The organism is Dictyoglomus sp. SSW, assembly GCF_055181335.1.
Window position 1 is genome coordinate 201,999 of sequence record NZ_CM143705.1, and the last position, 13,385, is coordinate 215,383.

Below are 13,385 nucleotides of genomic sequence, written 5' to 3' on the forward strand. Positions count from 1 at the left end.
AAATGGTAAAAATAAGGCTCATAACCATATCAAGAGATTTCGGTACAGATATAGATGAAATCATAAATAAAATATCAAAGAAATTTAATGGGGAAATTTTAGACCGTAGAAGAATTCATGAAGAATTAGCCCTTGAAGGTTTTAATATACAAGAATTTGAGAATAAAGAGAAAGAACTGGAAAAAGGAATTAGAGATCCTAATTTCATAGAAACTTACAAAGAACAGGTAAGAATGATTGTTAAAAAGTATATGGAAAAGGATTATATCATTTTTTTATTAGGAAGAGGAGGCCAATTTCTCTTTAAAGACGAAAATTATTCCTTTCATATTAACGTTATCGCACCCTTAGGCTATAGAATAAAATTCTTAACTAATAAATTTCTCCTTTCTGAGGAAAAAGCCTTGGAACTAATAAAAGAAAAAGACTTTTCAAGAGAGATTTTCTATAAAACGTTATTTTTAAACAGTTGGAAAGACCCATCTTTATACCATTTAACTATTGACAGATCTTTTTTTACTGCAGAGGAGATAGAATCTATCATTGAAAAGGTAATAGAAAGGCAAGAATCAAAAATATATACTCCAGAACAACTATCTCTTCCCCAAAAGCCTAAATTTGCTAACAAAACCGAAGAAGAATTTGCAAAGATATTAACCTTTTATCAAATAAGGTGGGAATACGAACCAAGAACATTTCCATTGGAATGGGATAATGATGGGAATGTAATAGAATCCTTTACCCCAGATTTTTATTTACCCGATTTTGATCTATATATTGAACTCACATTACAGAGACCAAGGGTTATGGGGGAAAAACTAAAAAAAATAAAAAAACTAAAAAATTTATATCCAGATATAAAAATAAAATTATTTTATGGTAAAGAATATGAAAAACTTTTATCAAAATATGGAATTAAAGGAATAAGATAGAAATATGGAAAAAATAGGAAAAATACTTTTTACAAAAGAAGATATTGAGAAAAGGATAAAAGAATTAGGAGAAGAAATAAGCATAGATTATAAAGACAAAGACCTTATACTCGCTTGTGTCTTAAAAGGAGCAGTATATTTTACCGTTGATCTTACAAGAAATATTAAAATTCCATTTATTTTAGACTTTATCTCCATATTAAGCTATGGCTCATCTAAGAATAATCAAGGAATTGTCAGAATTACTAAGGACTTAGATATAAATATAATGGGTAAAGATGTAATAATAATAGAGGATATTGTAGATACTGGATTAACTTTATCTTATTTAATAAGAAATCTTCAAACAAGAAACCCAAATTCTATAAAAGTATGCACGCTCCTTGATTGCCCAGGAAGAAGAATAATAGATATAGAGGTAGATTATAAGGGTTTTGAAATACCCAATTACTACGTTATAGGATATGGGCTTGATTATAAAGAAAAATATAGAAATCTACCATATATAGCCATATTAGAAGAATTTTAATTAAAGCCTTGAGGCAAGCGCTAAAAACTTATCTATATAATTCTTCATACCTTCCACATGCTTAATAATCTCTTCCCTAAGCTTCTCTCCCTCATCCGTTAGACGATATACCTTCTTAGCAGGGCCCGTTTCTTCCATGCTCCATCTACCAATAATAATACCTTCTTCTTCCAACTCCCTTAAAATTCTATAACCTCTTCCCATACCACCTATACCTGGTGTAATAATACCTGGGAAAGCCTCGGTAAGACTTGAGATGAGTTCATATCCGTGGAGCTCTCTATCTGATAAAGAAATTATTATCCAAGCTCTCAACCAGAAGGTAGGAGAAAGACCTGTAGATCTTACATTGCATCTTTTCATACTCCAGCCCTCCATATATTCTATATCTAATTTTAATATATATACCATTTAAATATTTGTCAAGTAAGGAATACCCAGCAAAAACGAAGAACAATATATTAATATTTATACTTTCATTATATAATTTTAAAAGATTTTTTTAATTGGAGGTGAGATCAAACATGTTTTTAGCAGTCTTTCTTTTAGTTTTATTTTTAAAAGAGATAATAAGCTTTTATTTAGACATAAGAAATCTAAAATATGCCCTTTCTCATAAAGAAGTCCCTGAAATATTTAAGGATATTATTACAGATGAAGACTTTAAAAAATCACAAATTTATTTGAAAGATAGGGTTATATTCAATTTATGGTCTAAAACCTTTGATTTTATCTTTAACCTAATATTTATTTTCCTTCTTTATCCATATATTGAAAAAGTTGCTTCATCTATAACCTCTTCCTTTATTCTCCAAGGCCTTTTATTTTTTGGAATATTCGGTCTCATAAATCTTATTATTTCTATACCCTTTGATTTATATTACATCTTTGTAATAGAAAACAAGTACGGATTTAATACTATGACCCCTAAGATTTTTCTTCTTGATCTTATCAAATCAATTATCCTTTCTATAATTCTTGGCACACCTATACTCTCTTTACTTCTTTACATTATTAAATCTGATCCCAATTTTTGGTGGAAATTTGCCTTAGTAATAATAATATTTGAAATTATAATGGTATATATCTACCCCATATTAATTGCACCTATTTTCAATAAATTTACCCCCTTAGAAAATGAGGATTTGAGAAAAAAGATTATAGAGCTGTTAGAAAGAGTAGGCTTCAATGTAAAACAAGTATTTGTGATGGATGCTTCAAAAAGAACAAGAAAACAAAATGCCTATTTTACAGGTATTGGAAAATCCAAAAGAGTAGTACTTTATGATACATTACTCTCATATCCTCAAGAGGAAATTGTTGCTATTTTTGCCCATGAATTGGGTCATTATAAAAAGAGGCATATTACTATTCTAATGCTTTCTTCAATAATATTTTATGTTTTCTATATCTATCTAACTTTTATTGTCTTTAAATCTGCCCCCCTAAGTAAATACTTTGGAGTACAAAAGGAGTTTACTCTCCTTACTTATGCCTTTATCTTTGCTTCATCTTTCTTTTACTTTTTAAATCCATTAATAAATTTCTTGTCAAGAAAAATGGAATACTCAGCTGACAGATTCTCTGCAGAACTTATTGGAACTCCCTATCCTTTAATAAGTGCCTTGATAAGATTAGTGAAAGAAAATCTTTCAAATCTTTATCCTGATCCACTATATAGGACTTGGTATTACTCCCATCCTACACCTTCAGAAAGAATCTACCATTTATTAACCTTAGAAAAGGAGGTAAAAAAAGATGAAAATAACAATAGCCCAAATTAACCCCACGATAGGAGATGTTGAGGGAAATTTTAATAAAATAGAATTAGCCATAGAGAAGGGGATCAAAGATAATTCTGATTTAATTATATTTCCAGAAATGTCCATATTAGGATTTCCCCCCTTTGACTTACTAAAAAGGAAAAATATAAAAGAAAAATTAGAATATAGTATAGAGAAAATCCTAAGAAAAAATTATCCAATAGGTATTTTAATAGGATCTCCTTATTATACTTCTCATGGCATTTATAATAGTGCCTACTTATTTTATAAAAATACTTTAAAAAGAGTTGATAAATTCCTTTTCACAAAAGATCCACTACTCAAAAATCTTTATTTTCAATGTGGTAATTCAGAATTTATAGAGTTTAATAATCATAAAATAGGCATCTTTATAGGGGACGATCTTTTACAGTGTGATGACACAACGCCTTTACAAGAATATCTCTATCAAGTTGATCTAATTATTATAATTTCCTCTTCTTTTTATTATTTAGGAAAAAGAAAGGAAAAAATTGAAAAGGCAAGAAATATAGCAAAAAACTTCAACAAAAAAATTATATATGTAAATCAAGTAGGGGGAAATGGGGAATTAATCTTTGAAGGTGGTAGCTTTATAATTTCAGAAAAAGGAGATTTGATTTTTGAAGGCAAAAATTTTGAAGAAGATATAACAACCATAAATTTGGAAAATCTATCAGTAACTTCTTATAAAGAAGAAGACATTTCTTTTATATACAATGGTTTAATTTTAGGAGTAAGAGATTACTTTAGAAAATCTGGTTTTGAAAAAGCTGTAATTGGACTTTCAGGTGGGATAGACTCTGCAGTTGTAGCTTGTATTGCCAAGGAAGCCCTAAGTGAGGAAAAAGTATTAGGAGTAAGTATGCCTTCTGTATATACCTCAAAAGAAAGTATCGAAGATGCTAAGGAACTTTCAAAAAATCTAAATATTAATTTTAGGCTTTTATCAATAAAAGATATATTTTACTCATACCTAAAAGAATTAAATCCCTCTCCATCTCCTGTTATGGATGTGGCAGAAGAAAACCTACAATCCCGTATAAGAGGAAATCTACTAATGTTTATATCAAATAGAGAAAATTACATTGTACTTGCAACAGGAAATAGATCCGAAGCTCTTACAGGTTATTGTACCCTTTATGGAGATACAGCAGGAAGTCTGGAGGTTATTGGTGATATCTATAAAACTACAGTATATAAATTGGCAGAATACATAAATAGGGAAAGAGAAATTATACCCAAAAATATTATTACAAAAGCACCATCTGCAGAATTACGTCCAAATCAAAAGGATGAGGATTCTCTTCCACCCTATCCTTTATTAGATCCTATTCTTTCCGCATATGTGGATGAGAACAAATCAGAAGAAGAAATTATAAATTTAGGATTTCCTAAAAATATAGTAAGAAATGTTATAGAAAAAGTTGAAAAAAGTGAATATAAAAGAAGACAAATCCCACCTGTATTGAGAATTAGATCCAAAAATCCTTTAAGAGAAAGGGTCTTACCCTTAGTTTATAAAATAATATGATATAATTCTTTAGATTAACTAAAAAGGAGGTGCTAATTTTAATGAGAAGAAATCGTTTTACCGAACCCCAAATGGATGAGAAAGATCTACAATACCTAAAACAATTAGCCCACAAATGTAGAGGCGACATACTAAAAATGACCACATTAGCTGGATCTGGTCATCCCGGAGGTTCCATGTCATCAATTGAAATGTATTTAACCCTTTATTATTTTGCAAATGTAGATCCTCAAAATCCAAAGAATCCTGACAGAGATAGAATTATTATCAGTCACGGTCATACCTCTCCAGGAGTATATTCAGCCTTAGGTAATCTTGGTTTTTTCAATATAGATGAGGCTATTGCGTATTTTAGGCTCGCTGGAAGTATATTTGAGGGACATGTGGAAAGATATGTACCAGGAGTAGAATGGAGCACAGGTAATTTAGGACAAGGACTTTCTGCTGGTTGTGGAATGGCACTTTCTGCAAAACTTCTTAAAAAAGATTTCCATGTATTTGTAGTAATGGGAGACGGAGAACAACAAAAGGGACAAATATCCGAGGCCAGAAGATTTGCTAAAAAATATAATCTATCAAATTTAACAGTCTTAATTGATTATAACAAGCTACAGCTTTCAGGACCATTATCTGAAATCATGCCTCAAAATATAAAAGAAAACTACCTCTCTGATGGATGGGAAGTAATAGAGGTAGATGGACACGATCTACAAGCGTTATATAAAGCTATAAGACAAGCTGTATATGACGAAAAACCAACTGCCATATTAGCCCATACAGTTATGGGTAAAGGTGTTTCCTTTATGGAGAATAAATTTGAATTTCATGGAAGAGCTTTAAAACCAGATGAATACAAGAAAGCCATTGAAGAACTCGGAATTGAAGATGATCTTGAAAAATATAAAGCTATGAGAGAAAACTTCAAACCAAAAGATAAACACATTGTTGAGCCATATTCTATTAATATTGATACTGGTACACCTATCACCTATGATAAGGATGCAAAGATTGATAACAGAGGAGCCTTTGGAAAAGCATTGGCAGATCTTGCCAAATTAAACATTGGTAAAGAAGGAAAGACACCTATTGCGGTAGTTGATTGCGATCTTATGGAATCGGTAAGAACCCATGAATTTGGAAAAATCGCCTCAGAAAACTTCTTTGAGACAGGTATACAAGAACATAATGCAGCTACTCTCTCAGGAGCTCTTTCATCTCAAGGAGTTATAACCTTCTTTGCAGACTTTGGAGTCTTTGGAGTTGATGAGACTTATAATCAGCATCGCTTAAACGATATTAATTATACAAATTTGAAAGTTATAGTAACCCATTGTGGACTCGATGTAGGAGAAGATGGAAAAACCCATCAATGTATAGATTATATTGGTACATTTAGAAATCTCTTTGGCTTTAAAATTATAATTCCAGCAGATGGTAATCAAACAGATAGGATAATAAGATACGTAGCAAGAGAATTTGGAAACTTCTTAGTAGTTATGGGAAGATCTGTAACACCTATAATTACTGATGAGAAAGGAAATCCTCTATATGGTGGGAACTATGAATTCATATATGGAAAGATGGAAAAAGTAAGAGATGGAGATAAAGCGGCAATCATAGCTTGTGGCCCTATGGTTTTTAGAGCAGTACAAGCATGGGAAAAATTAAAGGAAAAAGGAGTCAAAGTTAAAGTATTTAATTTCACATCTCCAAAGGAGATAGATTGGAAAGCCTTAGAAGAAGCAGCTAAAACGGGATTTGTAATCACCTATGAGGATCACAATGTAAATACTGGAATTGGAAGTATCATTGCAGAAGCTCTCTTAGAAGGAGGCTTCAAGATAAAATTTAGAAAATTTGGAGTAAAAGAATATGGACTATCTGGAAAACCAGATGCTCTTTACAAGATGCAAGGATTAGATGTAGATTCTGTGGTTGAAACCATACTAAAAGAAATATAAGAAAATATAAAAAATAGGGGGGTAAATCTTCCCCCCTTATTTTATCTTTAGATTAATCTCTTCTAAATATATTTTCTTCTGTTGGGGGCCAAAGTACATTTTCTTCTTGTAATAAATTAAAAGTGTAAAGCTCTAAGTTCTCTGCAACTCTTTCTTCTCTTTCTCTTATTGCCCTTAGAAGTCTTGCATAAACCCTTTCTATCTCTTTTGCAAGGAAATAAAGCTCCTCGTTAGATTCTATTTTACAATTCCAGGTCTTTCTATCAAATTTAATACTTAATGGCCCCTGATAACTCTCCAATGGAATAAGCATAAGTTCTGCAGTATTTTGTCCCCATTTTTCTGCCAAAGTTCTTGCTATAGCAGAGAGTAATTTTTCTGAAAACTCTATAATCTTCTTTCTGGCTTCCTCTTCCCAAAGCTCTAAATAATCTTTAACTTCAATAGTATCAAGAGAATAGACGCTTATAAATCCATAAGGAGGTAAAATTACAGGAGGTGGATTTGTAGGCTTCCCTTTTTTAAATATCCAAAACTTGATTTCTTCTGCACTTCGGTATAAAACCACACCACTAAATTCCCTATTTTGTAGAGCAGAGAAAAACTTTGCAGGAATTATAGTATTAGCATCCAGATCTATATATAGAGGATTTCCCACATATACAGCAGAAAGAACAAGTATAAGAACTTTATCAGTAGGGTAATAGGTAATTTTACCAAATCCCTGCTGAATCTGCCTCATAATAAAATCTACTGCCTCTATTCCCTCCATAGCTCTATTGTTTTGTACCTTTGCAAAAAATGCCTTCCCTTCATAAACAAAAATTGCTCCTTTGTACTCCTCATCAGTGTAGAGAATTACTCCTGTTGAGTTTTCCTTTCTCAACTTTTTAATAAATCTCTCCGCATTTAATAGAGCAGCAGGTAGGTTCTCAAACTCAGGCTTCACTTTTTCTAAAAGATACATAAACTCTTTCATAGTCTTCCCCCACCTAAATTAAAAAAATCCCTAATGAAAGTTTAACATATATTGTTATAAAATAAAAGATGTTATGTAAAAAAATAAAAAAGATTGGAGGTAATAGATTAAAAAATGATGATCGACTACCACATGCATCTTGAAAGAGGACCTTTTGATGAAAATTGGTGGTTAAAATTTTGGGAAGAAGAGAAAAAGAAAAATATACAAGAAATAGGTATAACAGAACATGGCCATAGATTTAAAGAATTTAGACCTATTTATGATCACATTCCTATTACTGCCCCATGGTGTGATAGTAACTTAGAAGAATATCGAGAATTTACCACTTTTTTAAAAGAGAAATACAAGATCAAGGTAGGAGTTGAGATGGATTACTTCCCTGAAAAAGAAAAAGAGATAAAAGAACTTCTTGAAGAATATAATTTTTTTGATTATGTGTTAGGATCGGTACATTTTATTGATCACGGTTTTGGATTTGATATAGATCCCAGCGATCCAAGATGGACTGAAAAGGATATAGAAGAAATTTTTGAGGATTATTTTGATAAAGTAGAAAAGATGATAAAAAGTAATCTTTATGACGTAATTGCCCATTTAGACCTTGTAAAACTTTGGGGTGGAAGAATTCCTAAGAATATCTCATCCATATATGAAAGGATTTCAAAAGTAATTATAAGTTCTCAAATGTCATTAGAACTAAATACTGCTGGCTGGAGAAAACCAGTCAAAGAATTGTATCCATCCCCTGAATTTTTAAAAATTATATCTTCATATAATATACCTCTAACCTTCGGAGCTGATGCCCATACCCCAGAAGATGCAGGAAGAGATATAGAAAAAGCTTACCAGATTGCAAAAGATTTAGGTTTTAAAAAAATATCTATCTTTGAGAAAAGAAAAAAAATTTTAATAGATCTATGATGAAAGGAGTGAGAAATTTGATTGAAACCGGGAAAGAAATATTAAATTACCTTTCTCGTCTTGGCGTAGATTACGCAGATGTAAGAATTGTAAAAAGACTCAAAGAGGAGATTGAAGTTAAAAATGGAATTTTAGAAACAGCAGTAAAAAACGAAACCTACGGATATGGAATCAGAGTACTCTATAATGGAGCATGGGGGTTTGCATCTTCCTTTGACTTCTCCCAATACAAGAAAGTAGCAGAAAAAGCCCTAATAATAGCCAAAGCAAGTGCCAAAACCAATAAAAAAAGGGTAGCTTTAGCCCCTGCAGAAATCATAAAGGCTAAATGGAGCAATAGCTACCAAATAGATCCATTTTTAGTACCTTTTGAAAAAAAATTGGATCTACTTTTTACAGCTGATAAAACTATGAGAGAAGTTAAAGGCATCACCCTTACAGAATCTTCTCTATCATTTTTTAGAGAAGATAAGGTTTTCTTAAGTAGCGAAGGAACAGAAATAGAGCAGAGTATATTAGAAAGTGGTGGTGGAATTACTGCCTATGCAATCGAAGGAAGCGACATACAAAGGAGATCTTATCCTAATTCTTTTGGAGGTGATTTTAGAAAAGGGGGATGGGAATTTATTGAAGATTTAGACCTGGTTGGACATGCAGAAAAAATAGCAAAAGAAGCAGTTAGCCTCCTTTCCGCAGAACCATTACCCGAAATGGTAACTACTCTTATTTTAGATGGAACCCAATTAGCTTTACAGGTACATGAATCTTGTGGACACCCAACAGAACTTGATAGAGTATTAGGGATGGAAGCAAGTTTTGCAGGAACAAGCTTTTTAACCTTAGAAAAAAGAGGCAACTTCCAATATGGATCAGAGATTGTAAATATTGTAGCCGATGCTACTCATCCTTATGGTCTGGGAAGTTTTGGATATGATGATGAAGGAATACCTGCCCAAAGAAGTTATTTAGTGAAAGATGGTATTTTTGTAGGATACTTAACTTCAAGAGAAACAGCAACCATATTAGGAGAAAAATCAAACGGTACTATGAGAGCGGATGGATGGAATAGAATTCCTATTATAAGAATGACAAATATTAATCTTCTTCCCGGAAATATACCTTTTGAGGACTTAATAGCCTCCACAGAAGAAGGAGTTTACATGGCAGTAAATAAAAATTGGTCAATAGATGATAAAAGATTAAATTTCCATTTTGGGTGCGAGATAGCTTATGAAATAAAAGATGGAAAGATAGGTAAGATTTATAAAAATCCATATTATACAGGTATTACCTATGAATTTTGGAGAAGTTGTGATGCTATAGCTGATGAAAAATCTTGGAGAGTCTGGGGAGTACCAAATTGTGGAAAGGGAGAACCTATACAAGTAGCCAGAGTTGGACATGGTGTATCTCCTGCGAGATTTCGTAAAGTAAAGGTAGGTGGTAAATAATGTGGGGAGAAGATAGAGCATTAAGTTTTCTTAAAGATTTAATTAAAAAGCTACCCTATGAAAGAAAAGAAGTATGTTTACATATAAATTCCCAAGAATTAACAAGATATGCCAATAATATTATCCATCAAAATGTAGCTGAAGAAAATTTAAACCTATATATAAGAGTAGGTGAGGGAAATAAGAAGGTTGCTATATCTACCAGTAATTTAGAAGGAAAAAGTTTAGAAAATCTTATCAAAGATTTGGATACTTTACTAAAAAGTCAACCTGATACAGAAGAATTATATCTGCCAGATCCAGAACCTATCCCAAGTTACGAGAAAAAGACTTTTGATCCCTCACCAGAAAAAAGAGCAGACATTGTTAAAAAACTTATAGACAAAGCTGAAAAACATAATTTAAATACTTTTGGAGCAATATCAGAAGAAATAGGAGAAATAGCAGTAGTAAACTCAAAAGGTTTAGAATCATATGGTACTTACGCCTATTCTCATGGTAAGGTTATGTATATGGGGGATGGATCTGGATACCAAGAAGAAATAGGGAAAGATGTAGATAGTATAGACTATGAATCCCTATCGGAAAGAGCCCTTCAAAAATGTATAGATAGCAAAAATCCTCAAGAAATAGATCCAGGAATTTATACTGTGATCCTTGAGCCTTTAGCAGTAGGGGAACTTTTAGAACAAATAGCCTATTTTGGTTTTTCAGCTAAAGCAGTACAAGAAAAAAGATCTTTTATATCCTTATATCAAGGACAAAAAATATTTAAAGATAATATAACTATCTATGATAATGGCTACGATCCTAACGGAATAATATTTCCTATAGATTTTGAAGGAGTGCCTAAAAAACACGTAGATCTTATTAAAAATGGTATAGTAATGGGACCTGTATACGACACTACAACCGCAGTAAAAGAAGGAAAGAACTCTACAGGACATGCCCTTCCTCCACCATCTACCTATCCATTACCTTTTAATCTTTTCTTTGTTGCAGGAGAAAAACCATTAAGCAAAATTATATCTGAAACTGAAAAAGGAATACTCGTTACAAGATTTCATTATGTCAATGCCTTCTTAGATCCTATTAGAGTTTTGGCAACTGGGATGACAAGAGATGGTACATTTCTCATAGAGAATGGAAAAATTACAAAACCCCTTAAAAATTTAAGATTTACCCAAAGTTTTATTGAAGTCCTTAGTAATGTAGAAGAGATCTCAAAAGAAACCTATTTAGTACCCAATATAGGTTTTGCAAGAGTACCTGCAATTAAGGTTTTAGCATTTAATTTTACTGGAAAAACAGAATTTTAAAAAAATATAGGGGAGAGATTTTTCTCTCTCCCCTCACTAATGCCTTATTAATTACTTTTCTTCTTTAATCTTAATTTTTATTCCTTCAATCTTTTCAGGTTTAGCCTTTGGTAATGTTAAGGTAAGTACTCCATTCTTATATACAGCCTCACTCTTATCAGGTAGTACAGGCTTTGGTAGATCTATTCTTCTATAGATCCTTCCAAGCCTTCTTTCTTTTCTATAAAAGTTCTCCTTCTTTACTTCTTCCTCTTCTTTAGTTTCTCCCTGGATAACTACACTATCTTCTGTTACGCTAATATCTACATCCTCTGGTTTGAAGCCAGGGAGTTCAACTTTTAATACTATATTTTCGTTGGTCTCATACATATCTATAGCAGGGGTAAAGCTCCCTCTTCTTTCCTCAACAATTCCTGGTTCTCCAAAAAATTCGGAGAACAATCTATCCATTTCTCTTTGAAGATGTCTTATTTCCTCAAAGGGATCCCAATATCTTCTTAACATAATTCCACCTCCTCATTAGATTTTGATATATATTAACTTTTTCTATATATATTATATATCCATAAAAATTTTTGTCAAGGGGTCTGAAGAATGTAGGGTAAATAGAAGATATGGAAAGGAGAGTTGGTGTTCTAGAAAATCCTATTACTTATGGCTATGAATACGATAGTTTCGTAATATCCCAATTAAAAGAGGAATATGTATAGAGAATAAATCGTCAACAAGCACATGTCCAAAATATGCCATTAATATAGATAAGATTATTCTCTTCTCGAAGTTAAAATCCCTTCTTATTCCCTTATAAATTTGTTCAAGGGGTTACTGCATGTCTTAGAATTTCTAAAATTCCCTTTTTAATATTAGTATCATCTTTTAAAGCATACTTAGGAAAATAATATACAAAACATCCAAGCCCTACAGCAAACCATAAATTATCCCTAACCATTCTTATTATCCCTTTATATATGTATAGTCTTTCATAAATAGAACTTTCGCTCCCTTTTGAAAAGACATGCAAAAACATATACTTAAGATTTGGAATAAAAAGGTTAAATCTTATAAAAATTATCAAAAGAATAACCCAAAATATATACCAGTATTTCTTAAGAAAATAAAAAACTCTTTGAAAAAAACAAAAATAAAAAACCAAATATAAGCCCTAAAAAGGCTCCTCTCGTTTGGGTAATAAAAAGTCCTAAGAAACAAAACAATAAATAAACAAGATTTTTCAATTTAAAACCATCTTTTATTAAAATTCCCAATCCAGCCATAATGCCAAATTCAAGAATAAGGAAAGCCCTTGTTCACCTACACCTAAAACTAGTCCCCTACTAAAATTCCCATCTACAACCCCAAAATTATCAATGTGGATAGAAATTTTAAATGCATAAGATAAAGTTAAGATTAAACCCAAAAAAACTGCCCTTAAAAATAGAATCTATAACTTTTTGGGGATATAATATTCTATATTTACCTAACGTATAAAACCAAAGAAATACAATAGGTATAAAGGAGACCAATAAGGCTTCTAATTTTCTCCCCGAGATTAAAGAGCTAACAAATCCTGATAGAATAAATCCTAAAATAAGAACCTTATCCAATTTATCAGAAAAGATATTTCTCAATGCTTCTTTGACCTTTAAACCTATGGATAAATAGATAGCATATGGTAATTGAAAAATATAACTGAAGGTAGATAAGATCAACACCCAAATCTCAAGATTAACATTATTTAGTTTATTACTAAATTTTTTCTCCATAACATATCTTTATACATCAACCTATTAATTTTTTCAAGAATTTTAATTAAAAGGCATTTCTTTACTATATAACATACTAAAGATCAAACATTGACATACTTTTGATAATAATTACAAAAATTTTAAAATTCTATTAACTATTAGAAAGGGTGGTATGTGATATTATTTCATATATAAATTTATAAATTATG

The 13,385-nt window shown here is 31.4% G+C and carries 13 protein-coding genes; 8 read left to right on the forward strand and 5 right to left on the reverse strand.

Annotated elements, in window-relative coordinates; all coding sequences use genetic code 11:
- Window positions 1-2: 2 nt before the first annotated feature.
- Together ACY3JM_RS00935 and hpt are read left to right on the forward strand one after the other, a co-directional pair.
- On the forward strand, window positions 3-932 hold the full coding sequence (locus ACY3JM_RS00935; protein ID WP_463082931.1) for a cytidylate kinase family protein: 930 nt from the start codon (window positions 3-5) through the stop codon (window positions 930-932).
- 4 nt (window positions 933-936) lie between these two features.
- Entirely contained in the window at window positions 937-1,461 is a 525-nt protein-coding gene (gene hpt / locus ACY3JM_RS00940) for a hypoxanthine phosphoribosyltransferase (protein ID WP_463082932.1), read from the forward strand.
- On the opposite strand, the gene ACY3JM_RS00945 is transcribed toward hpt, so the two are convergent.
- Window positions 1,462-1,824: a PadR family transcriptional regulator gene (locus tag ACY3JM_RS00945; RefSeq protein WP_463111469.1), complete on the reverse strand. Its 363-nt coding sequence runs from the start codon at window positions 1,822-1,824 to the stop codon at window positions 1,462-1,464.
- A 161-nt stretch (window positions 1,825-1,985) separates the two neighbouring features.
- Between ACY3JM_RS00945 and ACY3JM_RS00950 the strand changes: the two genes are divergently transcribed.
- From ACY3JM_RS00950 to ACY3JM_RS00960, 3 genes are read left to right on the forward strand one after another with little or no spacing between them, the layout of a single operon-like run.
- Window positions 1,986-3,245 (forward strand): M48 family metallopeptidase, encoded by a 1,260-nt coding sequence (locus ACY3JM_RS00950; protein WP_463111470.1) that lies wholly within the window; start codon window positions 1,986-1,988, stop codon window positions 3,243-3,245.
- On the forward strand, window positions 3,220-4,797 hold the full coding sequence (locus tag ACY3JM_RS00955; RefSeq protein WP_463082935.1) for an NAD+ synthase: 1,578 nt from the start codon (window positions 3,220-3,222) through the stop codon (window positions 4,795-4,797). The genes ACY3JM_RS00950 and ACY3JM_RS00955 overlap by 26 nt, the downstream gene beginning before the upstream one ends.
- Window positions 4,798-4,838: 41 nt before the next feature.
- On the forward strand, window positions 4,839-6,758 hold the full coding sequence (locus tag ACY3JM_RS00960) for a transketolase (protein ID WP_463111471.1): 1,920 nt from the start codon (window positions 4,839-4,841) through the stop codon (window positions 6,756-6,758).
- Window positions 6,759-6,810: 52 nt separating this feature from the next.
- Here ACY3JM_RS00960 and ACY3JM_RS00965 read toward each other — a convergent pair whose 3' ends face one another.
- On the reverse strand, window positions 6,811-7,737 hold the full coding sequence (locus ACY3JM_RS00965) for a hypothetical protein (RefSeq protein WP_463082937.1): 927 nt from the start codon (window positions 7,735-7,737) through the stop codon (window positions 6,811-6,813).
- A gap of 114 nt (window positions 7,738-7,851) precedes the next feature.
- On the opposite strand from ACY3JM_RS00965, the gene ACY3JM_RS00970 reads away from it, so the two are divergent.
- From ACY3JM_RS00970 to ACY3JM_RS00980, 3 genes are read left to right on the forward strand one after another with little or no spacing between them, the layout of a single operon-like run.
- On the forward strand, window positions 7,852-8,661 hold the full coding sequence (locus ACY3JM_RS00970; protein WP_463082938.1) for a histidinol-phosphatase: 810 nt from the start codon (window positions 7,852-7,854) through the stop codon (window positions 8,659-8,661).
- 17 nt (window positions 8,662-8,678) lie between these two features.
- Window positions 8,679-10,112: a TldD/PmbA family protein gene (locus ACY3JM_RS00975; RefSeq protein WP_463083654.1), complete on the forward strand. Its 1,434-nt coding sequence runs from the start codon at window positions 8,679-8,681 to the stop codon at window positions 10,110-10,112.
- Window positions 10,112-11,431, forward strand: coding sequence for a TldD/PmbA family protein (locus ACY3JM_RS00980; RefSeq protein ID WP_463082939.1), 1,320 nt, complete (start codon window positions 10,112-10,114; stop codon window positions 11,429-11,431). Before ACY3JM_RS00975 ends, ACY3JM_RS00980 begins: the two co-directional genes overlap by 1 nt.
- Window positions 11,432-11,482: 51 nt before the next feature.
- On the opposite strand, the gene ACY3JM_RS00985 is transcribed toward ACY3JM_RS00980, so the two are convergent.
- The 3 genes from ACY3JM_RS00985 to ACY3JM_RS00995 all read right to left on the reverse strand — a co-directional run bounded on the left by ACY3JM_RS00985 (window position 11,483) and on the right by ACY3JM_RS00995 (window position 13,194).
- A complete protein-coding gene (locus ACY3JM_RS00985) occupies window positions 11,483-11,935 on the reverse strand; it encodes an Hsp20/alpha crystallin family protein (protein ID WP_463082940.1) in 453 nt (150 codons plus the stop codon).
- 310 nt (window positions 11,936-12,245) lie between these two features.
- Window positions 12,246-12,506: a hypothetical protein gene (locus ACY3JM_RS00990; protein ID WP_463111472.1), complete on the reverse strand. Its 261-nt coding sequence runs from the start codon at window positions 12,504-12,506 to the stop codon at window positions 12,246-12,248.
- A gap of 307 nt (window positions 12,507-12,813) precedes the next feature.
- Complete coding sequence (locus ACY3JM_RS00995) at window positions 12,814-13,194, reverse strand: hypothetical protein (protein ID WP_463111473.1); 381 nt, start codon at window positions 13,192-13,194, stop codon at window positions 12,814-12,816.
- Between the last annotated feature and the right edge of the window lie 191 nt (window positions 13,195-13,385).

Excerpts from the sequence above, each read along its gene's own strand:
- ACY3JM_RS00935 (WP_463082931.1), top strand. The coding sequence starts at position 3 with ATGGTAAAAATAAGGCTCATAACCATATCAAGAGATTTCGGTACAGAT.
- hpt (WP_463082932.1), top strand. The coding sequence starts at position 937 with ATGGAAAAAATAGGAAAAATACTTTTTACAAAAGAAGATATTGAGAAA.
- ACY3JM_RS00945 (WP_463111469.1), bottom strand. The coding sequence starts at position 1,824 with ATGAAAAGATGCAATGTAAGATCTACAGGTCTTTCTCCTACCTTCTGG.
- ACY3JM_RS00950 (WP_463111470.1), top strand. The coding sequence starts at position 1,986 with ATGTTTTTAGCAGTCTTTCTTTTAGTTTTATTTTTAAAAGAGATAATA.
- ACY3JM_RS00955 (WP_463082935.1), top strand. The coding sequence starts at position 3,220 with ATGAAAATAACAATAGCCCAAATTAACCCCACGATAGGAGATGTTGAG.
- ACY3JM_RS00960 (WP_463111471.1), top strand. The coding sequence starts at position 4,839 with ATGAGAAGAAATCGTTTTACCGAACCCCAAATGGATGAGAAAGATCTA.
- ACY3JM_RS00965 (WP_463082937.1), bottom strand. The coding sequence starts at position 7,737 with ATGAAAGAGTTTATGTATCTTTTAGAAAAAGTGAAGCCTGAGTTTGAG.
- ACY3JM_RS00970 (WP_463082938.1), top strand. The coding sequence starts at position 7,852 with ATGATGATCGACTACCACATGCATCTTGAAAGAGGACCTTTTGATGAA.
- ACY3JM_RS00980 (WP_463082939.1), top strand. The coding sequence starts at position 10,112 with ATGTGGGGAGAAGATAGAGCATTAAGTTTTCTTAAAGATTTAATTAAA.
- ACY3JM_RS00985 (WP_463082940.1), bottom strand. The coding sequence starts at position 11,935 with ATGTTAAGAAGATATTGGGATCCCTTTGAGGAAATAAGACATCTTCAA.
- ACY3JM_RS00995 (WP_463111473.1), bottom strand. The coding sequence starts at position 13,194 with ATGGAGAAAAAATTTAGTAATAAACTAAATAATGTTAATCTTGAGATT.